The organism is Microbacterium wangyouchuni, from assembly GCF_054072595.1.
The window spans coordinates 94,001-115,564 of record NZ_JBSVRM010000007.1; the positions used below are offsets into that span (position 1 = coordinate 94,001).

At 64.8% G+C, this 21,564-nt stretch carries 20 protein-coding genes; 5 read left to right on the forward strand and 15 right to left on the reverse strand.

Annotated features, from left to right (window positions below; all coding sequences use genetic code 11):
• Positions 1–159: 159 nt before the first annotated feature.
• Genes ACW5CM_RS13120 through ACW5CM_RS13140 form a run of 5 tightly spaced genes read right to left on the reverse strand, consistent with a single transcriptional unit; the run spans position 160 to position 5,023 of the window.
• Positions 160–1,101 (reverse strand): siderophore-interacting protein, encoded by a 942-nt coding sequence (locus ACW5CM_RS13120; RefSeq protein ID WP_457125252.1) that lies wholly within the window; start codon positions 1,099–1,101, stop codon positions 160–162.
• Positions 1,091–1,891 (reverse strand): ABC transporter ATP-binding protein, encoded by an 801-nt coding sequence (locus tag ACW5CM_RS13125; RefSeq protein WP_438252714.1) that lies wholly within the window; start codon positions 1,889–1,891, stop codon positions 1,091–1,093. Before ACW5CM_RS13125 ends, ACW5CM_RS13120 begins: the two co-directional genes overlap by 11 nt.
• Positions 1,888–2,910, reverse strand: a complete 1,023-nt coding sequence (locus tag ACW5CM_RS13130) for a FecCD family ABC transporter permease (protein ID WP_457125253.1) — start codon at positions 2,908–2,910, stop codon at positions 1,888–1,890. Before ACW5CM_RS13130 ends, ACW5CM_RS13125 begins: the two co-directional genes overlap by 4 nt.
• Positions 2,907–3,932 carry a FecCD family ABC transporter permease gene (locus tag ACW5CM_RS13135; RefSeq protein ID WP_457125348.1) on the reverse strand — a complete coding sequence of 342 codons (1,026 nt, stop codon included), beginning with the start codon at positions 3,930–3,932 and terminating at the stop codon, positions 2,907–2,909. The genes ACW5CM_RS13130 and ACW5CM_RS13135 overlap by 4 nt, the downstream gene beginning before the upstream one ends.
• Before the next feature lie 17 nt (positions 3,933–3,949).
• Positions 3,950–5,023: an iron-siderophore ABC transporter substrate-binding protein gene (locus tag ACW5CM_RS13140; protein ID WP_439256404.1), complete on the reverse strand. Its 1,074-nt coding sequence runs from the start codon at positions 5,021–5,023 to the stop codon at positions 3,950–3,952.
• A 133-nt stretch (positions 5,024–5,156) separates the two neighbouring features.
• On the opposite strand from ACW5CM_RS13140, the gene ACW5CM_RS13145 reads away from it, so the two are divergent.
• Together ACW5CM_RS13145 and deoD are read left to right on the forward strand one after the other, a co-directional pair.
• A complete protein-coding gene (locus ACW5CM_RS13145) occupies positions 5,157–6,182 on the forward strand; it encodes an FUSC family protein (RefSeq protein WP_457125254.1) in 1,026 nt (341 codons plus the stop codon).
• Between the two features lie 28 nt (positions 6,183–6,210).
• Positions 6,211–6,921: a purine-nucleoside phosphorylase gene (gene deoD, locus ACW5CM_RS13150; RefSeq protein ID WP_457125255.1), complete on the forward strand. Its 711-nt coding sequence runs from the start codon at positions 6,211–6,213 to the stop codon at positions 6,919–6,921.
• Positions 6,922–6,936: 15 nt separating this feature from the next.
• On the opposite strand, the gene ACW5CM_RS13155 is transcribed toward deoD, so the two are convergent.
• A complete protein-coding gene (locus ACW5CM_RS13155; protein ID WP_457125256.1) occupies positions 6,937–8,568 on the reverse strand; it encodes a SulP family inorganic anion transporter in 1,632 nt (543 codons plus the stop codon).
• Positions 8,565–8,927 carry an ArsR/SmtB family transcription factor gene (locus tag ACW5CM_RS13160; RefSeq protein WP_439256401.1) on the reverse strand — a complete coding sequence of 121 codons (363 nt, stop codon included), beginning with the start codon at positions 8,925–8,927 and terminating at the stop codon, positions 8,565–8,567. The genes ACW5CM_RS13155 and ACW5CM_RS13160 overlap by 4 nt, the downstream gene beginning before the upstream one ends.
• 74 nt (positions 8,928–9,001) lie before the next feature.
• Here ACW5CM_RS13160 and ACW5CM_RS13165 point away from each other — a divergent pair, with 74 nt between their 5' ends.
• Together ACW5CM_RS13165 and ACW5CM_RS13170 are read left to right on the forward strand one after the other, a co-directional pair.
• Positions 9,002–9,376 carry a zinc ribbon domain-containing protein YjdM gene (locus tag ACW5CM_RS13165; RefSeq protein ID WP_457125257.1) on the forward strand — a complete coding sequence of 125 codons (375 nt, stop codon included), beginning with the start codon at positions 9,002–9,004 and terminating at the stop codon, positions 9,374–9,376.
• A gap of 165 nt (positions 9,377–9,541) precedes the next feature.
• On the forward strand, positions 9,542–12,070 hold the full coding sequence (locus tag ACW5CM_RS13170; protein ID WP_457125258.1) for a DEAD/DEAH box helicase: 2,529 nt from the start codon (positions 9,542–9,544) through the stop codon (positions 12,068–12,070).
• A 133-nt stretch (positions 12,071–12,203) separates the two neighbouring features.
• Here ACW5CM_RS13170 and ACW5CM_RS13175 read toward each other — a convergent pair whose 3' ends face one another.
• From ACW5CM_RS13175 to ACW5CM_RS13200, 6 genes are read right to left on the reverse strand one after another with little or no spacing between them, the layout of a single operon-like run.
• Complete coding sequence (locus ACW5CM_RS13175) at positions 12,204–12,935, reverse strand: tyrosine-protein phosphatase (RefSeq protein WP_457125259.1); 732 nt, start codon at positions 12,933–12,935, stop codon at positions 12,204–12,206.
• Complete coding sequence (locus ACW5CM_RS13180) at positions 12,919–13,725, reverse strand: ABC transporter ATP-binding protein (RefSeq protein WP_457125260.1); 807 nt, start codon at positions 13,723–13,725, stop codon at positions 12,919–12,921. The genes ACW5CM_RS13175 and ACW5CM_RS13180 overlap by 17 nt, the downstream gene beginning before the upstream one ends.
• Positions 13,722–14,531 carry an ABC transporter ATP-binding protein gene (locus ACW5CM_RS13185; protein WP_457125261.1) on the reverse strand — a complete coding sequence of 270 codons (810 nt, stop codon included), beginning with the start codon at positions 14,529–14,531 and terminating at the stop codon, positions 13,722–13,724. The genes ACW5CM_RS13180 and ACW5CM_RS13185 overlap by 4 nt, the downstream gene beginning before the upstream one ends.
• Positions 14,528–15,433: an ABC transporter permease gene (locus tag ACW5CM_RS13190; RefSeq protein WP_438252702.1), complete on the reverse strand. Its 906-nt coding sequence runs from the start codon at positions 15,431–15,433 to the stop codon at positions 14,528–14,530. The genes ACW5CM_RS13185 and ACW5CM_RS13190 overlap by 4 nt, the downstream gene beginning before the upstream one ends.
• Positions 15,430–16,446: an ABC transporter permease gene (locus tag ACW5CM_RS13195; RefSeq protein WP_438252700.1), complete on the reverse strand. Its 1,017-nt coding sequence runs from the start codon at positions 16,444–16,446 to the stop codon at positions 15,430–15,432. Before ACW5CM_RS13195 ends, ACW5CM_RS13190 begins: the two co-directional genes overlap by 4 nt.
• A 1-nt stretch (position 16,447) precedes the next feature.
• Positions 16,448–17,956, reverse strand: coding sequence for an ABC transporter substrate-binding protein (locus tag ACW5CM_RS13200; protein WP_457125262.1), 1,509 nt, complete (start codon positions 17,954–17,956; stop codon positions 16,448–16,450).
• Positions 17,957–18,066: 110 nt separating this feature from the next.
• Between ACW5CM_RS13200 and ACW5CM_RS13205 the strand changes: the two genes are divergently transcribed.
• The gene (locus ACW5CM_RS13205; RefSeq protein WP_457125349.1) at positions 18,067–18,861 is read left to right on the forward strand and encodes a GntR family transcriptional regulator; all 795 of its coding nucleotides are present in this window, start codon (positions 18,067–18,069) and stop codon (positions 18,859–18,861) included.
• Between the two features lie 59 nt (positions 18,862–18,920).
• Here ACW5CM_RS13205 and ACW5CM_RS13210 read toward each other — a convergent pair whose 3' ends face one another.
• Both ACW5CM_RS13210 and ACW5CM_RS13215 read right to left on the reverse strand, forming a co-directional pair.
• On the reverse strand, positions 18,921–19,790 hold the full coding sequence (locus tag ACW5CM_RS13210; RefSeq protein WP_457125263.1) for a metallophosphoesterase: 870 nt from the start codon (positions 19,788–19,790) through the stop codon (positions 18,921–18,923).
• Positions 19,791–19,964: 174 nt separating this feature from the next.
• Positions 19,965–21,482: an SDR family NAD(P)-dependent oxidoreductase gene (locus ACW5CM_RS13215; protein WP_439256385.1), complete on the reverse strand. Its 1,518-nt coding sequence runs from the start codon at positions 21,480–21,482 to the stop codon at positions 19,965–19,967.
• Between the last annotated feature and the right edge of the window lie 82 nt (positions 21,483–21,564).

Below are 21,564 nucleotides of genomic sequence, written 5' to 3' on the forward strand. Positions count from 1 at the left end.
ATCCTGCTCCATGCTTCGATCAAACCACGCGCTGCCGACGTCATCCCCCGTTCCGGTCGCAATTGATGTTGCTAAAACCGCGGAATAGCAGCACCAAGTGCGACCGGAACAGGTGGGTGGTGGGTGGTGGGTACGCCGGGGCGCGGCGGTGCGCGCGGGCTAGCCGCGCATGGCGACGCCGCGGCGCCAGTAGCCCATGAAGGCCACCTGTGCGCGGTCGATGCCGAGCTCCTTCACGAGGTGGCGGCGCAGCGTCGTGACGACGCCGCTCTCCCCCGCAATCCAGAAGTACCTGTTGTCGCCCGAAGCAGTGGGCGCAACGTCCTCGCCGCTGCCCGAGTAGATCGGCGTTTCCCACACCAGGTCTTCGCCCTCAGCATCCTGCACGACGATCTCGGCGTGGCCGGTGTCTCCCAGATAGTCCAGCACGGTCGGGATGACCCGCAGCCCATGCGCCGCATCACCGCGTGGCAGCCAGTGCACGTCGACTCCGGCGGGTGCATTGATCGTCAGCTGGTCTGCTGCCGCCGGAACCTCGATGAACGCGATTCCACGCAGATCGCGCGGAGCATCCTCGAGGATCCGCGCGATCGCCGGGGCAGCCGTCTCGTCCCCGACCAACATCACGGAGGATGCACCGCCCGGCGCATATTCGATACCGTTGCGGTCCTCCCGCCCACGCCGCGGCCCGACGATCAGCAGCTCATCACCGACTTCGGCGCAGCTCGCCCACAGCGACGCGGGCCCGGTCAGCCCCGGTTCCAGGTGCAGCACGAAGTCGACGACGACCTCGGTGCTGGCATCCATCACTCGCAAATCACGCACCGAATAGGTGCGCATCGAGCCGCGCTCCTCCTCCGGGACGGCGAGATACGCACCCCACCAGTCGTCGGTGTCGCGCGCGACCGGCGGCAGAATTCCGGATGCCGGCGGGAAAACCAGCTTGATCCGCGCGTCATACACATCTCCGGGCGTGCCGAATTCGGCAAGTTCCGAACCGCCGAAGGTGATGCGTACGAAGCTCGGCGACACCCGCTCAACAGCTCGCACCTCGGCGCGGGCGAGGACATAGGAGGGACGAGTACGAGTTTCAGCGGACATGATGCCTCCCGATCGGTGTGACCATCGGCTTCCCGGAAACCGGGTCGGTCGTGATCTGATTAGCCATGCCGAAGACCTCTTCGACCAGCGTGTGGGTGAGAATTTCATCCGGTGCGCCCAGCGCGTGCACCTTGCCGTCACGCATCGCGACGAGCTCGTCGGAGTAGCGGGCGGCGAGGTTCAGATCGTGCAGCACCATGACGATGGTGGTGCCGCGCGAGACGCTGAGGTCCGTGAGCAGGTCGAGCACGTCGACCTGGTGAGCGACATCGAGGAACGTGGTCGGCTCGTCGAGCAGCAGGATGTCCGTCTCCTGTGCGAGAGCCATGGCGATCCAGACGCGTTGGCGCTGACCACCGGAGAGTTCGTCGACGCTGCGATCGGCAAGATCGGTAATGCCGGTGACAGCAAGCGCATCGGCGACAACCTCGTAGTCGTGTGCGCTCCACCGCGCGAGCATCTTCTGGTGCGGATGCCGGCCACGGCCCACCAGGTCGGCCACGGCGATGCCCTCCGGCGCGATCGGCGATTGCGGCAGCAGTCCCAGCACTCGTGCGATCTCCTTAGTCGGGCGCGAGTGCACGGATTTGCCATCGAGGACGACCTGACCGGATGCCGGCGACAGCAGACGTGCGAGCGAACGTAGCAGCGTCGACTTGCCGCATCCATTCGATCCGACGATCGAGGTGATCTTTCCCGGAGCGATGGCCAGATCAAGCCCGTCGATGACGGTGCGGTCACCATAGGCGAGCGTCACCGCCTCGGCGGACAGCGTGTGGGCCTCGGTCACAGCGAGCCTCCCGAACGGTTGGTGCGGATGAGTAGATAGATCAGGTACGGCGCACCGAGAATTCCGGTGATCACGCCGACGGGGTAGCGCGCGTCGAAGACGAACTGACCGATCAGGTCGCCCGCGAGCACGAGCACCGCGCCCACGAATGCGGATGGCAGCAGGAGGTTCGCCCCAGGTCCGGTGACGCGAGCGGCGATGGGTCCGGACATGAATGCGACGAAGGCGATCGGTCCGGTCGCGGCTGTCGCGAAAGCCAGCAGCGAGACAGCGCCGATGATGAACATCAGCCGTGTCGCGTGCACCCGCACGCCGAGGCCTGCGGCCGACTCGTCGCCGAGCTGCAGCATCCCGAGCGCTTGGGCCTGGCTGAACAGCAACGGCAGCACGACAACGCTGGCAATGACGAGCGGGACGATATCGTCCCAGGACGCATTGTTCAGACTGCCGGTAAGCCAGCGCATAGCCGTCTGGATGTCCCACTGCGCAGCCCGGGAGAGCACGTACGACACGACGCTGTGCAGCATCGCCGCGACGCCGATCCCGATCAGAATCAGGCGGATGCCGGCGAAGCCGCCCTTGTTCGAAAGCAGGTAGATCGCCAGGGCGGTGATCAGGGCGCCCGCCAGTGCGAGAACCGAGACCATCGGGCCGGTGAGGCCGAGGACGACGATGCCGACGACGGCTGCTGCACTCGCCCCCTCGGTGATGCCGATGATGTCAGGGGATGCGAGCGGGTTGCGCAGCAGCGTCTGAAACGCCACACCGGCGATTCCGAACGCGAAACCGGCGAGGATGGCGAGCACGGTGCGCGGCAGGCGGAGTTCACCGACGGTGAAGGATGCTCCCGGCACGGTCTCACCCAGGATCACTCGGATGACCTCACCGGGGGTGTAGAAAGTGTTGCCCACCATGAGCGCGATCGCGGCGAGTGCAAGCAGCAGCACGGCCAGCACGATGCTCGCGATGGCGTGACGGCGGTGGCGCGCGCGGCGACCGGCGATGATCGCAGCCGTCACAGCTCACGCACCTTCTGCCTGCGGACGATCCAGATGAAGAAGGGTGCACCGATCACCGCAGTGATGATGCCGACCTGAATCTCTTCTCCGGAGGGGGCGATGACGCGGCCGACGATGTCACTTGCGAGCAGCAGCGCCGCGCCTGCGATCGCGGAGAACGGCAGCAGCCAGCGATGATCCGTGCCGATCAGGAGGCGGCACAGGTGCGGGATGACGAGGCCGACGAAGCCGATAGGGCCGGCGATCGCGGTGGCGGCTCCGGCGAGGATCACCGCACCGAGAGCCGAGATGAGCCGCGTTCGAAAGACGTTCTCTCCGAGGCCTGCGGCCATGTCGTCACCGAGCGCGAGCGAGTTCATCCCGCGAGAGCATGCGAAGCAGATGAGCGCGCCGATGCCGAGCGCTGGCGCGATGACCGCGATCCGGGGCCATTCAGCACCCCCGACACCGCCGATCATCCAGGACTGGAACGTCTGCAGCAGGTCGGCGCGCGGCAGCATGATGGCGCTGATGAGCGCGCCCAGCGCGGCCGAGGTCGCAGCCCCCGCCAGGGCGAGTTTCAGCGGAGTTGCGCCGCCGCGCCCCAATGATCCGACGGCGTAGACGAAGACGCCGGCCACGGCCGCACCCGCGATCGCGACGAACATCTGGCTGGATGCGCTGGACAGTCCGAAGAAGGCGATGCCGAACACGACGGCAAGGGAGGCGCCGTTCGAGATACCGAGAATCCCCGGTTCGGCGATGGGATTGCGCGTGACAGCCTGCATGGTCGCCCCGGACAGGGCGAGGGCTGCGCCGACGAGAATCGCCAGCACCGTGCGCGGGATGCGCTTGATGATCGCCGCGTGAGCGATGGTCTCGTCGTGTCCGCCGAGGGCGGTGAGCACATCGTCGATCGAGACCGCACGCACCCCGAAAGACAGCGAGAGGATGCTGAGGACGACAATGACGCCCGCACCGATGAGCAGCCAGACGATGCGGGCAAGCGCCGGGCGCCGCAGTTCTGCGGCACCCGGCGTCATGGTCGTGGCGACTGAGGTCACTCGCTCAGCAGCGGTGCCTCGAGGATCGCGAAGTAGTCGTCGATCCCCCAGCCGATGGACAGCGGCGACGGGTTCGCGGAGGCTGCGATCGGCGTAGCATCCGGAAGGATCGCAATCCGCCCCTCGGCGACGGCGGGGATCTTCGACAGCAGCGGGTCGGCCTGGAGCGTGGCGATCATCGACTCATCCCCATAGGAGATGAATACGTCGACGTCGTTGAACTTGTCGGCTTCCTCCGCGCTGAGTGTGAGGTAGAACTCGGTGCTGTCGGCGTTCTTCTCGAGGACCTCCGGCACCGGAAGGCCGAGGTCCATGAGGAAGCCGGGGCGCGTATCAGCGGGGGTGTAGAAGCCGACCTGGCTCAGATCGCTCGGGTCGAGGTAGGTGAACAGGAGCTTTGCGTCCTTGAGTGCCGGGTGGGCCTCAAGCGCAGCATCCGTCTCGGCGTGGATCTCGTCGATCAGAGCGTCGCCCGCCTCGGCGAGGCCGAGCGCCGTCGAGTTCATCGTGATCATGTCCTCGACCGAGGTCGCCCAGGCGATCTCGGGGTAGGCGATGACCGGTGCGATCTTGGAGAGGGTGTCGTACTCCTCCTGCGTGATGCCGGAGTATGAGGCCAGAATGACGTCGGGGTTCGTGTCGGCGACTGCTTCGAAGTCGACGCCGTCCGTCTCGTCGAACAGCACGGGAACGTCGCCGGCTTGCTCGGCCTTCTCATCGCCGATCAGCGAGACGTCAACGCCGAGTTCGGTCATCTCGTCCTCGACCCACGGGAGCACCCCGTTGTCATTGTCGTCGCCCCAGGTCGCCTTGCTCATACCGACCGGGACGATGCCCAGAGCGAGCGGCACTTCGTGATTCGCCCAGGCGACGGTCGCAACCCGTTCCGGCTTCTGCGTGATCGTCGTCTCGCCGTAGATGTGCTCGACCGTTACCGGGAACGCATCATCGGATGCCGGATTCGAGCCAGCGGATGCGTCGGTGCTGGTGGGGGCGGGCGACGAGCAGGCTACGAGGCCGACGGCCAGAACAGCTGCTGCGCTGATGCCCACGGGACGGGAAATGCGCACAGGCTTCCCTTTCGGGTTGGTGGTTTCGGGTGACGTGAAGCGTGGAGACTTTGGTAAGCCTCGCCTAATGTAACACGAGGTTAGGGTCACCTCACAAGAGTGAGTTTTGACATTACGACGCTAACGTTGCCTCATGCGGATGACAGTGCGCAGCGCGAAGCGCGCTCCCCTGCTGCAGGTCGTGAAGTCGGCCGTGGCGACGATCGGCGCATGGTTGATCGCCGGATGGCTGATGCCGGGACCACTGCCCGTGTTCGCCGCGATCGGCGCCCTGCTGGTCGTGTTGCCGAGTGTGAACCAGTCATTCACCAAGGCCATCGAACGCAGCCTCGGAGTCATCGTCGGCGTTGTCATCGCGTCAGCGCTCAGCCTGCTGCTGGGCCCGCAGAGCTGGGTAGTGCTGCTCGCGATCGTCGTGGCGATGCTCGTCGCCTGGGCTTTCCGCGCGACACCGGGGGTGGGCAACCAGGTTGCCATCTCAGCGATGCTCGTGCTGGCGCTCGGGTCCTCGAGCCCGCAGTACGCGGTCGATCGGATCCTGGAGACATTGATCGGCGTCGCGATCGGGCTCATCGTGAACGCGCTGATCGTGCCGCCCGTCCTCACCGCTCCGGCACGCCGTGACCTCGGTCTGCTCGGTGCTGAGCTGGCCGCGAGCCTGGATCGGCTGGCCGTTGCGCTGCCCACGGCCCGAACGCCGCAGCAGCTGCAGGAGCTCATGCTGGAAGCGCGGCTGCTGCGTCCGATGAAAGAGGCCGCCGAGGAATCGGTCACCGCCGGCGAGGAATCACTGACCCTGAACCCGCGCCGCGCCGCTCGCGGCGATCTCGCCGAGATGCGCGCCCTACTCACCCGGCTGGCACCGATCGTCACGCAGGTGATTGGAATGACGCGGGCGTACTTCGACCACTATGACGACACTCTCGCCGACGAACCGACCGTGCGCGCGATTGCCGAGCAGCTGCGGCGCGCCGGCCACGACGTGCGGCTGGCCGTGCAGCTCGCTGAGGTCGCGCCGGAAGAGACGACCGAGACATCGGCGATCCAAGCGCTGACGGCTCCGCTGCGGGTGAGGCCGCCGGCATCCGGTCACTGGATTCTCATCGGCTCACTCATGGAGGATCTGCGCCGCATCCGCGAAGCGCTCGTCGAGGACTGAGCCCACGCGGGGTGACTACGCTCGACACATGAGCACCCACATCGCCGCTGAGCCCGGTCAGATCGCCCCCGTCGTCCTGTTCCCCGGAGACCCGCTGCGGGCGCAGTGGATCGCGGAGACTTTCCTCGAGGATGCCGTGCTGTATTCGGAGACCCGAGGGATGCTGGGATTCACCGGCACCTGGCAGGGCCATCGCATCTCGGTGCAGGGGTCCGGCATGGGTCAGCCGTCGATGGCGATCTACGCCAATGAGCTGTTCAACGAGTACGACGTGCAGAAGATTGTGCGCGTCGGCTCCTGCGGTGCGCTGACTGAGAAGCTGGCGGTGCGCGACATCATCATCGCCAATGGCGCCTGCACCGATTCGGGCATCAACCGCGTGCGATTCAACGGCCTGGACTACGCGCCCGTTGCAAACTTCGCGCTCCTGCGCGCAGCGGTGGAGGCGAGCGAGGAGCTGTCGATTCCGTCGAACGTCCACGTCGGCCTGCTGTTCTCGAGCGACCAGTTCTACAGCACTCGGCCAGAGCTCAGCGAACCATTCGTGAAGCACGGCGCGCTGGGCGTGGAGATGGAGACCAGCGGGCTCTACACGCTCGCGGCCTACTACGACCGTCAGGCGCTGAGCATCTGCACCGTGTCGGATCACCTCATCACCGGCGAGGAGACGACCGCGAAGGAGCGCGAGCAGACCTTCGGCGACATGATCGAGATCGCGTTGCGCGCGGCGACGGCCTGAGACCCGGCCCAAGCCTCACCCCGCCGAGGCCGCCCGCACGATGTGACTGCGCGCATGCGCGACAGCGGTGCCGAGATCCTCGAACAGGTGGTTCTGGTGACGCAGGGATGCGATCACGCCCACGCGCTCGGCGAGCTCACGATGCTGCGGCGCAATGCCCTTCACCAGCACGGTGATGCCCCGCCGTTCCAGCGACGTGATCAGCTCGGTGATCACCTGCGCGCCGGTCGCATCGAGGACCTGCAGCTGAGACATCCGCAGCACGACGACCTCGACATCGCGCAGCTCATTGACCCGCTCCATGGTCTTCTCGGCCGCGCCGAAGAACAGCGCACCCTCCAGTCGGAACACCGCGATGCGCTCATCCCCTGGCTGCGCCGCACCCGGCAGCTCCTCGCGATACACACCGCTGGTGCGCGCGAGCTGACGAAGCGCGAAGAAGCCGGCCGCGACGAGGCCGATGAGCACGGCGTAGATGAGATCGACGCTGACAGTGATCACGGCGGTGAGGCAGAAGACGACAGCATCCGCCCGCGTCGAGCGCATCACGGTGCGCACCGTCGACGGCGCGACCATGCGGCAGGCGGTCACCATCAGCACACCGGCGAGAGCTGCGAGCGGAATATGCGAGACGACGGATGCTCCGACCAGGGCTATCGCCAGCAGCAGCACGGCATGGACAATCGACGCGAGCCGCGTGCGCGCCCCCGCCCGGACGTTCACTGCGGTGCGGGCGATGGCGCCGGTCGCCGGCATCCCGCCGAATAGTCCCGCGGCGAGCGAGGCGAGTCCCTGCCCGACCAGCTCACGGTCGGCGTCATAGTGGCCGGTGTCGGCGAGCGTGGATGCCACGCGTACGGAGAGCAGCGACTCGATCGCGGCAAGCGCGGCCACGGCAGCGGCGGGCCCCGCCAACGACAGCAGCACCGCGGGGTCAAGTGTGGGCAGGGTCGGCGCGGGCAAGCCCGTCGGCAGCTGTCCGATCGTGTCGACGGGCAGAGCCAGCCCGATCAGGGAAGCAACGACGATCGCGAGCAGGGAACCGGGAAAGCGCGGATGAATCTTCAGCGCGACGAGCATGATCACGACGACCACGACGACGAGCAGCAGCGACCAGCCGAGCTTCGGCCAGCCCACCATCATCAGTGATTGCCACGCGGCGATCGCGGCATTTGTGCTGTCACCGATCGGGGTGCCGGTCGCGGTTGGCACCTGCTGCAGGAAGATGATGATGGCAATGCCGAGGGTGAAGCCCTCGATCACCGGCCACGGAATGTATCCGACGGTGCGGCCCAGGCGCAGCACGCCGGCGAGGAGCACCATGATCCCGGCGAGCAGGCAGACCGCGGCCAGAGCACCTGCGCCATGCTGCGCGAGGATCGGTGCGAGCACGACCACCATGGCGCCGGTCGGCCCGGACACCTGCACGTGGGACCCGCCGAACACCGCTGCGACGAAGCCCGCGATGATCGCGGTCACCAGCCCGCTTGCGGCTCCCGCGCCCGAGCTGACACCGAAGGCGAGTGCCAGCGGTAGCGCGACGATGCCGACAGTGATCCCCGCGAGGATGTCGCCTTTCCAGCTGCGGCGCAGTCCGCGATAGTCGGATGCCGCCGGCAGCAGCGTCAGCGCAGATCGAAGGCTCATGAACGAACCAGGATCTCGGGGAGCCCTTCCCGCGCGATCAGTTGTTCCTGGGTGGTCTCGAGTATCTCGGCTAGCAGTGCCCGGGCGACGTGGAGCAGATTCGCCACCTGCGGGTAGGCGAGGCGGTAGAAGACGAGGCTGCCGCGACGTTCCGAGATGACCAGTCGGTTGCGGCGCAGCACGGACAGGTGCTGGGAGACATGTGAAGCCTCGATGTCGATGGCTTTGAGGAGCTCGGAAACCGAGGCCTCGGGCGTCGCGGAGAGCACCTCGAGGATGCGGATCCGGATCGGGTGTGCGAGGCCCTTAAAGAGCCCGGCTTTCACCTCATAGAGCGGCCGATTCGGGTCGGTGAACATGCGGCGAGCCCTCCTTCGGAACCATCAGGCCGTGGCGGTCTGATGATTTCATCATATCGCGGTATCATGGCGGCATGGCTGATTCGCTTCCCCTGTGCCCCGAGTGCTCCAGCGAGCACGCCTATGAAATGGGCGCGCTGCTCGTCTGCCCGATGTGCGGACATGAGTGGTCTCCTGCTGAGGCCGATGCCGCGTCCGCCGATGCTGACGCTGACGCCGCTGCTGGCGATGCCGCTGTTGTGAAGGACTCCGTCGGCAACGTCCTCACCGATGGCGACTCGGTCGTGGTGACCACCTCCATCAAAGTGAAGGGGTCGCAGGCGATCAAGGCCGGCACCAAGGTGCGCGGCATCCGCCTCATCGATCCGGTCAACGGCCACGACATCGACTGCAAGGTCGACGGATTCGGTCCCATGCTGCTGAAGTCGAGCGTCGTCAAGAAGGTCTGAGCCGGTCTTTCTGGTTCATAACTGTCTTTCTGGTTCATAACTCCTGAAAACTGTCGCGGATCGGGCTGTTTCGGCCGATGTGATCGTCACCACGCAGCATTTCTCAGGAGTTGTGCGCGGCGAGGGTGCGTGCCCTTCGGTTGAGTGAGAGATGATCGAAGGACCATGACTTCCTCCGCGCACCTCGATCCGACCTCCCTGCGCGACGATACGGGGGCCGTCGACCCGGATGCCGTCTACCTGGCGTTCGTCGAATGGGCAGAGTCCACCGGCATCCAGCTCTACCCGGCGCAGGATGAGGCGGTCATCGAGATCGTGTCAGGGAACAACCTGATTCTGTCGACGCCGACCGGCACCGGAAAATCGCTCGTCGCGATCGGGGCACACTTCTCCGCTCTTGTCCACGGACGCCGCAGCTACTACACCGCTCCGATCAAAGCCCTGGTGAGCGAGAAGTTCTTCGCTCTCGTCGAGACCTTTGGCCCCGAGAACGTCGGCATGATCACCGGCGACTCATCGGTGAACGCGGATGCGCCGATCATCTGCTGCACGGCCGAGATCCTGGCGAACCTCGCGCTTCGCCAGGGACCGGATGCCGACGTCGGACAGGTCGTCATGGACGAGTTCCACTTCTACGCCGACCCCGAGCGCGGGTGGGCGTGGCAGGTTCCGCTGCTGACTCTGCCACAGGCGCAGTTCGTGCTGATGTCGGCGACGCTCGGCGATGTGACCGCATTGGCGGAGGACCTGACCCGTCGCACGCACCGCGAGACTGCGGTCGTGACCGGAGTCGAGCGCCCGGTGCCACTGCACTTCTTCTATGAACTGACCCCAATCCACGAGACCGTCGAGGATCTGCTGAACACCAGCCAATCGCCGGTCTATGTCGTGCACTTCTCACAGGCCGCGGCAATGGAACGCGCGCAAGCACTGTCGAGCACGAAGATCGCGACGCGCGAGCAGCGCGATGAGATCGCAGCGCTAATCGGTGAGTTCCGCTTCACCACGGCATTCGGCCGGACGCTGTCCAAGTTCCTGCGTGCCGGCATCGGTGTACATCACGCGGGCATGCTGCCGAAATATCGGCGACTTGTCGAACAGCTCGCCCAGCGCGGGATGCTGCGTGTGATCTGCGGCACGGACACCCTCGGCGTCGGCATCAACGTCCCGATCCGCACGGTGCTGCTGACGGCGCTGACGAAGTTCGACGGCACGCGGATGCGTCAGCTGAATGCGCGTGAGTTCCATCAGATTGCGGGCCGCGCCGGTCGCGCCGGGTTCGACACCGCGGGCACCGTGGTTTGCCAGGCTCCGGAGCACGAGAGCGAGAACGCCGCCGCGATCAAGAAGGCCGGCGACGACCCGAAGAAGAAGCGCAAGCTCATCCGCAAGAAGGCTCCGGACGGCTTCGTGTCATGGGGAGAGCCGTCGTTCCGCAAGCTCGTGGACGCGGAACCGGAGACTCTGACCTCGCACATGCAGATCACGAGCGCGATGATGCTCAATGTGATCGGTCGCGGCGGCGATGTGTTCGGAAATATGCGCGTACTGGTATATGATAACCATGAACCGCGATCACGCCAGCGTCAGCTCGCGATCCGCGCCCTCGGCATCTATCGCACGCTGCGTGAGTCGGGCATCGTCGAGCAATCGGATTCTGGCGAGATTCGTCTCACCGTTGATCTGCAACCGAACTTTGCGCTGAACCAACCGCTGTCGCCGTTCGCACTGGCAGCCTTCGAACTACTTGACCCGGATGCCGCGACATTCGCGCTCGACATGATCTCGATCGTGGAGTCGACCCTCGATGATCCGCGTGCGGTGCTAAGCCAGCAGGAGTTCCTCGCCCGCGGCGATGCCGTCGCAGAGATGAAGCGCGAAGGCATCGAGTACGACGAGCGCATGGAACTGCTCGAGCAGATCACGTATCCGAAGCCGCTCGAGGAACTTCTCGGTGCGACGTTCGAGACGTACAGTGCCGCGCAGCCGTGGATTCGCGACTTCGAACTGCATCCAAAAGCTGTCGTGCGCGACATGTATGAGCGAGCCATGTCGTTCGGGGAATATGTCGCGTACTACAAGATCGCTCGTTCCGAAGGAGTGGTGCTGAGGTACCTGTCGGATGCTTATCGTGCGGCGTCGCAGACCATTCCGGAGGAACTCAAGAACGAAGACCTTCGCGACCTGATTGAGTGGCTCGGTGAGCTTGTGCGCCAGGTCGACTCGAGCCTGCTCGATGAGTGGGAAGAGTTGCGTGCCGGCACGGATAACGGCATCGTCGATCTGCATCGTGCGGATGACGATCCGATCGTGCCGCCTGCTCCGAAGCGACTCACAAGCAACGTGCGTGCATTCCGAATTCTGGTGCGCAATGAGCTGTTCCGTCGCGTGCAGCTGGCCGCGCTCGAAGATGTCGATGCCCTGGCCGCGCTTGACTCCGAATTCGGCGCCGATGGGTGGAACGATGCGCTCGACGCCTACTTCGCCGACCACGACGAGATCCTCACCGGAGCGGATGCCCGCAGCTCGAAGCTGCTGCTCCTGACTGAGGGCGCCACGAGCTGGACGGTGCGTCAGATCATCGACGACCCGGCTGGCGACCACGACTGGGGCATCTCCGCGACCGTCGATCTTGCGGCATCCGATGAAGCCGGCGAAGCCGTGGTGACTGTTACCGGTGTTGATCGGCTGTAGCAGCGGCATCCGGCATTTTCGGTCGCACGATCCGGAGGTAAACACCCGATACGGAGGGCTGGAGGCCAGAATGTGGCCTCCAGATCGCGCGAAGACCTCCGGATTGGCACGAATCGGGCGCGCCTGCGAAGGGCTAGTCCCGCCCCTGCACCACCAACACCGCGCGCAGGCGCTCAAGCTGCGCCTGACTCACTCCGTGTGCCAGCAGGAAAGCCGCAATACTGCCGTACTCACATTCCAGAGCGTCGAGTGCGTCGGCGAGAAGCTCGGGCGGTGAAGCCGTGGCGCGGTGGGCGACGATTCCGGGTAGGTTCTCGACGTCAGCGTCTGCAAAGAGATCAGCGAGATACTCAGGCCCTAGGTGACTCTGGGATGCCGCGAAGTCATCGAGTATCAGCGCTCGGTCGACCCCCAACACATCCAGTACAAAAGCGCTGAGCATGCCGGTGCGGTCCTTACCAGCGGTGCAGTGAATGAGCACGCCTTGCTCGGCCTGCTCGGCGATCGCCGCGAATGCGGCGACCAGAGATGGGGCGAAATCACCGGTCATATACGTGTAAAGCTCGGGCAAACCATCGAAGGTGATGTCGCGCAGCCGGTCGTCGAACACCGGCATCTCTCGCACGGCGAGGTCGTCATGCCGCCATGCCCCGGGGGTGCGGTCGCGCTCTCCCCTATCGCGCAGGTCGATAACGCAGGTGATGCCGAGTCCGGCGATCAGATCGCTCGCATGTGCGCGCGCGGCGAATGGTGCTGCCGAACGCCACATCAGGTCGTCACGCACCCACTCTCCGCTGCTGGTGGGCAATCCGCCCACGGGGCGCAAATTATGTAGGCGTGCAGTGGTTTCAGCGGGGAGCGTCATGCTCGCCCTCCTCTCGAGATGCGGTCTTTCGTACCGGAAGTACCGGAACGCTAGCGATGAGTTCGCGGGTATACGGATGCTGCGGCGCATCCAGCACCTGCGAGACGGGTCCGTGCTCGACGATATTTCCCGCCGACATGACGGCTGCATCGGCGCACAGTCCGTCGACGATTCCTAGGTCGTGCGAAATGACGGCAATGGTCAGTTCTTCATGGGCGACTAGTCGCCTAAGAAGCCGCAGCACATGGGCGCGCACCGACACATCGAGCGCGCTCACGGGTTCATCGGCGATAACAACTTCGGGTCGCACGGCGAGCGCACGAGCAATAGCGACCCGCTGACGCTGACCGCCCGAGAGCTCTCGGGGAAGCCGCTGTGCGACCTCTGCCGGAAGTTCAACGGCGGCCAGCAACTCGAAAGTTCGCGCCTCAGCATCCCACTTCGGCCGCAATGCACGCACGGGTTCAGCGATGATCTTGCCTACTGGCATCCGGGGATTCAGCGACGTGAATGGATCTTGAAGTACGACCTGAACGCTGCGGCGAAACTCTCGCGCCCGACGACCGCGCCCGGTTGGAACCGGTTCGCCGCGGTACAAAACCGTTCCAGAGGTCGGGCTTTGCAGCCCGAGCATGATGCGTGCGAGCGTGCTTTTACCCGATCCTGATTCACCAATGATGCCGAGGTTACGACCCGATTCAATCGTCAGGTTCACACCATCCAGCGCCGGTCGCCGCATGCCGGGGTGCACCATCCGCAGGTTTTCGGCCCTGAAGAGTTCGCTGTTCATGCGGCCACCGCCACACGGGTCTTGACCTGCGGCTGCCATCCTGTCGCATACGCCGCATCAATGAGATCGGCGGTGTACCCCTCTCGCGGGCGCTGGATAAGCTGCTCGGCGGTACCCTCCTCGATGATTCGCCCCGCGCGCATCACGACAATGCGATCGCAGTGCGACGCGGCAACGGCCATGTCGTGTGTCACGAGTAAACTGCCGGCGCCGCTCTGCTGAACCAGGTCGCCCATCAGGTCGAGCACCTTCGCCTGCACCGTGACATCAAGCGCGGTGGTTGGTTCATCAGCCAACAGCAGCGACGGACTCGTCGACATGGCCATCGCGATCATGACGCGCTGGCGTTGTCCGCCGGAAAGTTCATGCGGGTACCGACGAATCATTGATTCTGGTTCAGGAAGCCCCACGCTTTCCGCCAGGCGAACGGCGGTTGCTCTGGCATCCGCACGGCGCAGCAGTCCGTGCGCTCGCAGCGGTGCAACGAGGTGTCGACGAATGGGAAGCAGCGGGTCGAGCGCGCTCTGCGGCTCTTGAAACACGCAGCCTACCCGCCGACCTCGCAGGTCTCGGAGCGTGCGCTGGTCGGCGCCAATTATCTGCGTACCCTCGACCGTGATACTGCCACTGACCTGTCCGCGCGCAGGCAGCAGCCCGAGCACCGACATACAGGTGAGCGATTTGCCTGATCCGGATTCACCGATCAGCCCCACTCGCTCTCCTCTATCGACTCTTAGCGATATTCCATCGACGAGACGGCGGTCGCCGATGCTGATTGTGAGGTCGCGAATATCCAAGAGAGTCATGCGGTCACCTTCTCGGTGTCGGGGGCGGAAACAGTGTCGGGGACGGATGCAGCATGTCGGCGTTGCGCACGCGTGACGGGCCTGCTGCGCTGGCCGGGTTCGAGGGCATCCCGCAGCGCATCGCCCAACAGTGCGAACCCAATCACGAGAGTGGTGATCGCAAGGCTCGGGGCAATCAGCACTTCGGGGCGCACGAGCACCTGTGACTGCAGGTCGGCAAGAGTCCGACCCCAGGACGGCGTCGGTGCAGGGGTTCCGAAACCGAGGTACGAGAGCCCGGCTTCGGCGAGCGCGGCAGCCGCAAGGAGCTGCGTGGCGCGAATCAGAAGCGTGGGTGCGACGTTGGGCAAGACGTGCCGCGAGAGGATACCCAGGGTGCCGACCCCGCCAGAAGAGGCGAGCGTCACGTAGTCAGCGGCGAGCGCACCACGCAGTTCGGGCACCATCGTGCGGGCGATGACGACGGCGCCGCCGAGGCCGATCGCGACGGACGAGGCCCAGAGGCTTGCTCCATATGAGGTAACCAGGATGATGGCGAGCACCAGCGTGGGGAAGGCAATGGCCACATCAATTGCTCGCTCGAGGGCTGCCCCCAGTCGCCGCCCCGCGAGGGCGGTCGCCATAGCCAGCGGCAGGCCCACCGCCACGGCGATCGCTGTGGCAAGCACGGTGGCAGTCATAGTCGATTGGGCACCGGCAAGCAGAATGCTGAAGAGATCGCGCCCTCCGGCATCCGTTCCCAACAGGTGCTCTGGCGAAGGCGGCAACCAGCGGTTGATCGGGTCGAAGGCGGCCGGGTCATAGGGCGTCCACACCAGCGAGAGCAGGGCTGCCAACGTGGGAATCGCCACGAGCACGAGGCCGATGGCGCCCAGCGGATGCCGGATGAAACGAGTGATCACTGGGTCCTCCGGATACGAGGGTCAAGAACACGGGAAAGAGTGGTGAGTGCCATCGTGCTGATCATGACGAGCGCGGTGAGCACGAACAGGGTGCTTTGAATAGAGACGATGTCTCGGTTACCGACATCCGCCAGCAGCATTCCTCCGACACCAGGAAGCGCGAAGAGCTGCTCAACAATGACCGATCCCATGAGAACGCCAGCAATTTCGAGCCCCAGCACGCCGAGCAACGGAAGCGACGCATTGCGCAGGCCCTGTCGCAGCAGCACTGAGCTGAGCGGCCATCCCTGGGCGAGCCCGGTTCGCACCCAGTCCTTCATGAGCACGTCGATGGTGGCGCTGCGCACGAAGCGCACCAGTACTGCGGCCTGCCCGATGGCGATGGCCGTTGCCGGGAGGATGAGTGAGCGCAGCGCTTCTGCGGGGTCGGCCCAGCGATCAGCGGGGAAGCCCTGCACCGGCAGGAGGCGTGTGGGAAGAGCGACGGCGACGACGAGCAACAGCCCCAAAACGAAAGTGGGAATGGCTGCGGCGAGCTGGCTGAGCCCCGCAATCGCACGACCAAAAGCGTTCTCGCGATATACCGCCGCGAGAATGCCGACGGGCAGAGCGATGACGACGCTAAGCAGCAGGGCCAAGATACCCAAGGGCACGGTGACCTGTAGTTTCTCGCCGAGTTCTGCGGCGACCGCGCGACCGTCGAGCCCGGAGACTCCGAGGTTGCCGGTAAGTACGCCGCCGATCCAATCGAAGTACCGCTCCCAGATGGGTCGGTCTAGGCCCAGTTGGGCACGCAACGTGAGGATCTGTTCGGGCGTAGCATCCATCCCGCCCAGCATCGCGGCCTGGTCTCCTGGAAGGATCGCCAGAAGGCCGAAGATCACGATGCTCGCGGCAAACAGGGAGAGCAGCAGGATGCCGATCTCTCCGAGCACTTCGGCCACGACGTGCCGGGCGCGAAGGAGTTCTTCGCGCCCGGCACGTGGCCGGCTCAAGGTCGCCGAGATGGTCACGTTACTCCGCGACGGTGATACCGCTGACGCGGAAGTTGTTCGAGATACGGTCCACAGGGAATCCGGCAACGTCGGCATTCGCGACAACGACGGTCTGCGCCGTGTAGAGCCAGTCACTAGCCGAGTCCTCAGCAACCAGGGTGACGAGTTCGCGCATCTTTTCGTCGCGTACGTCGGTGGTGGTGGCTGTGCGCGCTTCGGCAACAAGAGCCTGCGCCTCGGCGTTGTCGTAGCTCCAGTAGTAGTTCGGGTTGCCGTAATACGTGGCCGTCGACGGGTCGACGTGCAGCACCATCGTGAGCTCGAACTGCTTGTTCGTGTACGCATCTTCGAGCCAGGTAGCGAACTCGACGGTGTCGATCGTGACGTTGACCCCGATGTCGGCGAGCTCAGCGGCGATGAACTCGGTGATGATCGTGTCGTAGGTATTCGACACGGTCAGCGTCAGGTCGAGGTCGCTGTAGCCTGCTTCTGCGAGAAGATCTTTCGCAGCTTCCGGGTCGAACGGCGCCGAGTCAGTCATGTCCACGAACCACGGGTCGCTCGGAACCGTGATGCTTCCGGCTTCTGTAGCCTGACCGACGATTTCAGCAAGCTCTGACTTGTCGATTGCCTGGCGCAGGGCCTGGCGTACGCGCTGATCTGACAGCGACTCGACAGTGTGGTTGAACCCGAGGGTCATCCAGCTGGTCGAGTCACCCTCGACAACCTGGAAGGCGTCGTCTGCGCTGAACAACTCAGCCGTTTCAGCTGTCGCTCCGGCGATCATGTCGATCTCGCCGCTCTGCAGAGCGGTAGATGCGGTGGTCTCATCGGAAATGTAGTGGAAAACCACACCGCCGTTTGCGGGAGCGTCACCCCAGTAGTCGTCGGCCGGCGTGAGGGCGAGGGTTGCGCCGCGGTTCCACTGGTCGAGCGTGTACGGGCCCGTGCCGTTGGTTTCGGACGCAAGGTCTGCGTCAGACGCACTGGACACAACGTATCCGGCAGCGGTGGTGAGGGTGTCCAAGAAGTTAATGTCGCGCTCTTCGAGCGTGATCACGACGGTGGAGGCATCGGTTGATTCGACGCTTGCCACCTGGGTCATGCGCTTGGCATCCGGGTTGACCGATCCTTCGGCGCTGGCGGCCTGAAGGGATGCCACGACGTCATCCACGGTCATGGGCGTTCCATCGTGGAATGTGACGTCGTCACGAACGGTGAAGGTGTAGGTCAGGCCGTCTTCGCTGACCTCCCACTCCGAGGCGAGCGCCGGAACGATCTGGAGGTCTTCGGTAATACCGACGAGACCTTCGTAGACGTTGCCCCGCATGACTTGCACGAGGCCTGCGCCCGAGGTGGTGGTCACATCGAGGCTGGTGGGTTCGAGGCCGACGCGGATGTCGACGATTGCATCGGATGCGACCGAGGTGGGGTCACTCGCCGGTGTAGTTGAACCTGTACCGGTCGCACAACCGACCAGGAGGATTCCGCCGAGGACCATACCGGTCGAGGCGATCATTCTGCGCATGACGTACCTTTCTCTTGCAGGTAATTTTTCGGATCCCTGCGTGCTGTGATCAAGACGTCTATATGTCTACGGATCGTCCATGACGCGATGAGGAGTTTCAGGTGAACGGTATGCAAAGTGGTCGTAGCCGTGTGGACAACAGCGGGCCGGTTTACCGTCGGATTGCGACAGAGCTGTGGGAAGAAATTCAGTCGGGTGCGCTCGCGGCCGGTTCACGGTTACCCAATGAAGCCACGCTCGCCGAGCGCTTCGGGGTGGCTCGACTTACCCTGCGTCAGGCGATTATCGAACTGCAGCGCCTGGGTGCCGTCGAGATCCGTCGCGGCGTAGGGACGTTTGTCGTTTCCCCTCCCGATCTGGTCGAGATTGTTGCCACCCTGCCGCGATCCCGTCAACAGTCGGATGCCACCGCCGATGCCCTCGATTCGGCAGCACTCCGGCGCTCCGCAGCCCCCGTGCGCCAAGTGGATGAGCGGGTTTTGTCGTTCGGTCCTGCATCTGGTTCGCTCGCCGAAGAAGCAGCCGGCCACCTGGGGATTCCGGTCGCTGATGTGCACAGGATCGACACCGTGATGGTGCGCGGCGGACGCCGCTGGATCGCCAACTCGTACTGGCACTCTGCGCAGTGGTCGCAAGTACTGGATCGGGTCGGTGAAAACGGCCTCGTCGTGCGCGCATTCGCCGATGGATTCGGCCTTGACCTGCGCTATTTATGGCGCGCTTTTAGTGCTGTTGCCGCCGATTTCGACGACGCCGATGTGCTCGATGTGCCCCTGGGAACCGCGCTTTTGGTGCGCGATGGCGTCTCCGCCGATGCGTACGGCACCCCCGTGTTTTATGTTCGCCGCAGACTGCGCGGCGACGAAGCAAAGTTCGTGTTGCGCTATGACAACGACGCAGTTTGACGGTTTGGGCACTGCCCGCGGCATCCGAATCTCAGGACTTCGCACGAATCGGGTCGAGCTTAGCGCCCGGCGGCGGCGATGATGCGGACGACCGCTTCCTCTTCGAATTTGAAGACTTCAGCATCCGCCGTCATCCGCTGCTCGAAGGGCACGACGCGCACGCGGTCAGCCGAGATATCAACGGTCGCTCCGCCGTAAGCATCGATGGCAGATTCTTCGGTGCGGCGATCAAAAGCCCGGGCGATATTTGCTACCCCTGGGGCGACGACGATCGGCACGCCACCAACGGTTTCAACGACCGGCAAGTGGTAATGACCGCTCAGGATGACCCGCACATCGGTGCCGCGAATCGTTGACAACAGCCACGCGGTATCGTGCTCATCAAGGCAGAGAGCCTGCAAGAGATCGGTCTGCGCGTCAATCGGCGGGTGATGCACGACCACGACAGTGCCGTGTTCGGCCGGGCTCTGGATCGCCTGTTCGAAAAATTGCTTCTGCGCCTGATCGATGGCTCCGTACCCCCGGCCGGGCACCGAGCTATCCAGCACGATCACGCGCCAGCCGTCATGCTCAGCGACTGAGGCGACGGGGGCTTCTGCACCTTCGAGGGTTTGCTCGCCAGCATCCGGTTGTCCACCGCCAAGCACCGCACGGAAGGGCGCACGGCGATCATGGTTCCCCATCGCGAACACCGCACGGGCGCCGCGCTCGCGCGCCCATTCGCCAATCAGATCACGAGCGCGCCGGTACGAACCCTCAGACCCGTCTTCGCTGACATCGCCCGAGCACACGACCAGATCGAAGGGGCGATCTGCCATATGCGCGAGCGTCAGGCGTAGCCGTTCGGCGGTGTCAACGACCCCGTAGTGCAGGGTCTCATCCCCGAAAAGATGGGTGTCGGTGAGGTGCAAGATTCGCAAAGCAGACATAACACCAGGTTTACCGCGTGGAGGTTAACAGCCGGTGCGAATTCGGGCGCGGGCGCAGCCGTTGCATCCGTCGGAGGATGTTGCGGATGCAGGAGGAATCGGGCCAAAAGGTCCGTCAGGTGCAACACGCTCCGACGGGTGTAACAGGGCGGATGCCCCGAACGCCCAGCCCCATCACCAGGGGTTCGGCTTGTAGTCCTTCAGGAACACCCCGTGCTGATCGATGCCGAGCTCGCCCTGCACGATCGGGTCGTACACGCGCGCAGCGCCATCGACAAGGTCGAGCGGTGCGTGGAAGCCCTCCTCGGCGAGACGCACCTTGGTGTGGTGCGGTCGCTCGTCGGTGATCCAGCCGGTGTCGACGGCCGTCATCAGAATCCCGTCCTTCTCGAGCATCTCGCCGGCACTGGTGCGGGTGAGCATGTTGAGCGCCGCCTTGGCCATGTTGGTGTGCGGATGCCCCGGGCCCTTGTAGCGGCGCGAGAACTGCCCCTCCATAGCCGAGACGTTCACGATGTACTTCCGGTGCGCATCAGACGAAGCCATCGAGGCCCGAAGCCGGCTGATCAACAGGAACGGCGCGGTCGTATTCGCCAGCTGCACCTCAAGCATCTCGAGCGGGTCGACCTGCTCGATCGACTGCACCCAACTGTTGACGTGGTCGATGTCCGGCACGAGGCCGCCCGCATCGATCGCCGAACCGTCAGCGTGTTTGGCCAGCGAAGACGACCCCGGCGCCATCGCGAGTCGTGCGAGGTCTTCGGCGGTGAGCGCCTGCCCGCCCTGCTCGGCCACGGTGCCGCCGAGAGCGGCCACCGACAGCAGGGGGTTCGAATCCACCGAGGCCTGCAACGCCTGCGGATGCGGATCGACAGTGTGCCCGAACGTCTCCATCTCGGGCAGCGGCCCATCCGGCAACGGCTGCATCTCAGCATCCGCCAGCAGAGAATATGCACCCGGCGAGCGCCGAACCGTCTGTGCGGCGTTGTTGATGAGGATGTCCAGTGGCCCCTGCGCGGCGACCGAATCGGCCAGCCCAATCACCTGGGCAGGGTCACGCAGATCGATGCCGACGACGCGGAACCGGTGCAGCCAGTCCGAAGCATCCGGCAGCGACGAGAAGCGGCGCACGGCATCACGCGGGAAGCGGGTCGTGATCGTCAGGTGCGCGCCGTCGCGGAGCAGTCGCAACGCGATGTGCATCCCGATCTTCGCGCGGCCCCCGGTGAGCAGCGCGCGCCTGCCGGTCAGGTCGGTGCGGGCGTTGCGCTTGCCGTGGCTGAAGCGTGCGCAATCCGGGCAAAGCTGGTGATAGAACGCGTCGACGAGCGTGTAGGGCTGCTTGCAGATGTAGCAGTTGCGGGGTTTGAGCAGCTCGCCGGCGATCGGAGCATCCACGTTCGAGGCGAGATCATTTCCACGAGTCTCGTCGTCGATCCGGTCGGGTGCGCCGGTGGCGGTGTTCGCCACAACTGCCCTGTCGGCCGCCGCGATCGCGTCGCGGATCTCCTTGCGGCGCACGCGCTTGACGGCCTTGAACATCGCCGCGGTCGCACGGCGGACGGCGATGTAGTCGGGATGCTCTTCGCTGATCTGGTCCATGGATGCGAGCACCCGCAGCGTGGTCTCAAGATCGGCGGGATCGAGGCCGTCGCCGAGATCAGAGGTGTCGGCAGCAGGCACATCGGTCATTGGGCTGATTTTACGCGAGAGTGCTGGGAGTCTGACCCGAGGCATCCCGTGCCGAATCCCAGACGTCCGTCCGCTCCGGCGG

Coding starts and splice junctions, on each gene's coding strand:
- ACW5CM_RS13120 (WP_457125252.1), bottom strand. CDS start 1,101: ATGTCCGCTGAAACTCGTACTCGTCCCTCCTATGTCCTCGCCCGCGCC.
- ACW5CM_RS13135 (WP_457125348.1), bottom strand. CDS start 3,932: ATGACGCCGGGTGCCGCAGAACTGCGGCGCCCGGCGCTTGCCCGCATC.
- ACW5CM_RS13145 (WP_457125254.1), top strand. CDS start 5,157: ATGCGGATGACAGTGCGCAGCGCGAAGCGCGCTCCCCTGCTGCAGGTC.
- deoD (WP_457125255.1), top strand. CDS start 6,211: ATGAGCACCCACATCGCCGCTGAGCCCGGTCAGATCGCCCCCGTCGTC.
- ACW5CM_RS13155 (WP_457125256.1), bottom strand. CDS start 8,568: ATGAGCCTTCGATCTGCGCTGACGCTGCTGCCGGCGGCATCCGACTAT.
- ACW5CM_RS13160 (WP_439256401.1), bottom strand. CDS start 8,927: ATGTTCACCGACCCGAATCGGCCGCTCTATGAGGTGAAAGCCGGGCTC.
- ACW5CM_RS13165 (WP_457125257.1), top strand. CDS start 9,002: ATGGCTGATTCGCTTCCCCTGTGCCCCGAGTGCTCCAGCGAGCACGCC.
- ACW5CM_RS13170 (WP_457125258.1), top strand. CDS start 9,542: ATGACTTCCTCCGCGCACCTCGATCCGACCTCCCTGCGCGACGATACG.
- ACW5CM_RS13175 (WP_457125259.1), bottom strand. CDS start 12,935: ATGACGCTCCCCGCTGAAACCACTGCACGCCTACATAATTTGCGCCCC.
- ACW5CM_RS13180 (WP_457125260.1), bottom strand. CDS start 13,725: ATGAACAGCGAACTCTTCAGGGCCGAAAACCTGCGGATGGTGCACCCC.
- ACW5CM_RS13185 (WP_457125261.1), bottom strand. CDS start 14,531: ATGACTCTCTTGGATATTCGCGACCTCACAATCAGCATCGGCGACCGC.
- ACW5CM_RS13200 (WP_457125262.1), bottom strand. CDS start 17,956: ATGCGCAGAATGATCGCCTCGACCGGTATGGTCCTCGGCGGAATCCTC.
- ACW5CM_RS13205 (WP_457125349.1), top strand. CDS start 18,067: ATGCAAAGTGGTCGTAGCCGTGTGGACAACAGCGGGCCGGTTTACCGT.
- ACW5CM_RS13210 (WP_457125263.1), bottom strand. CDS start 19,790: ATGTCTGCTTTGCGAATCTTGCACCTCACCGACACCCATCTTTTCGGG.
- ACW5CM_RS13215 (WP_439256385.1), bottom strand. CDS start 21,482: ATGACCGATGTGCCTGCTGCCGACACCTCTGATCTCGGCGACGGCCTC.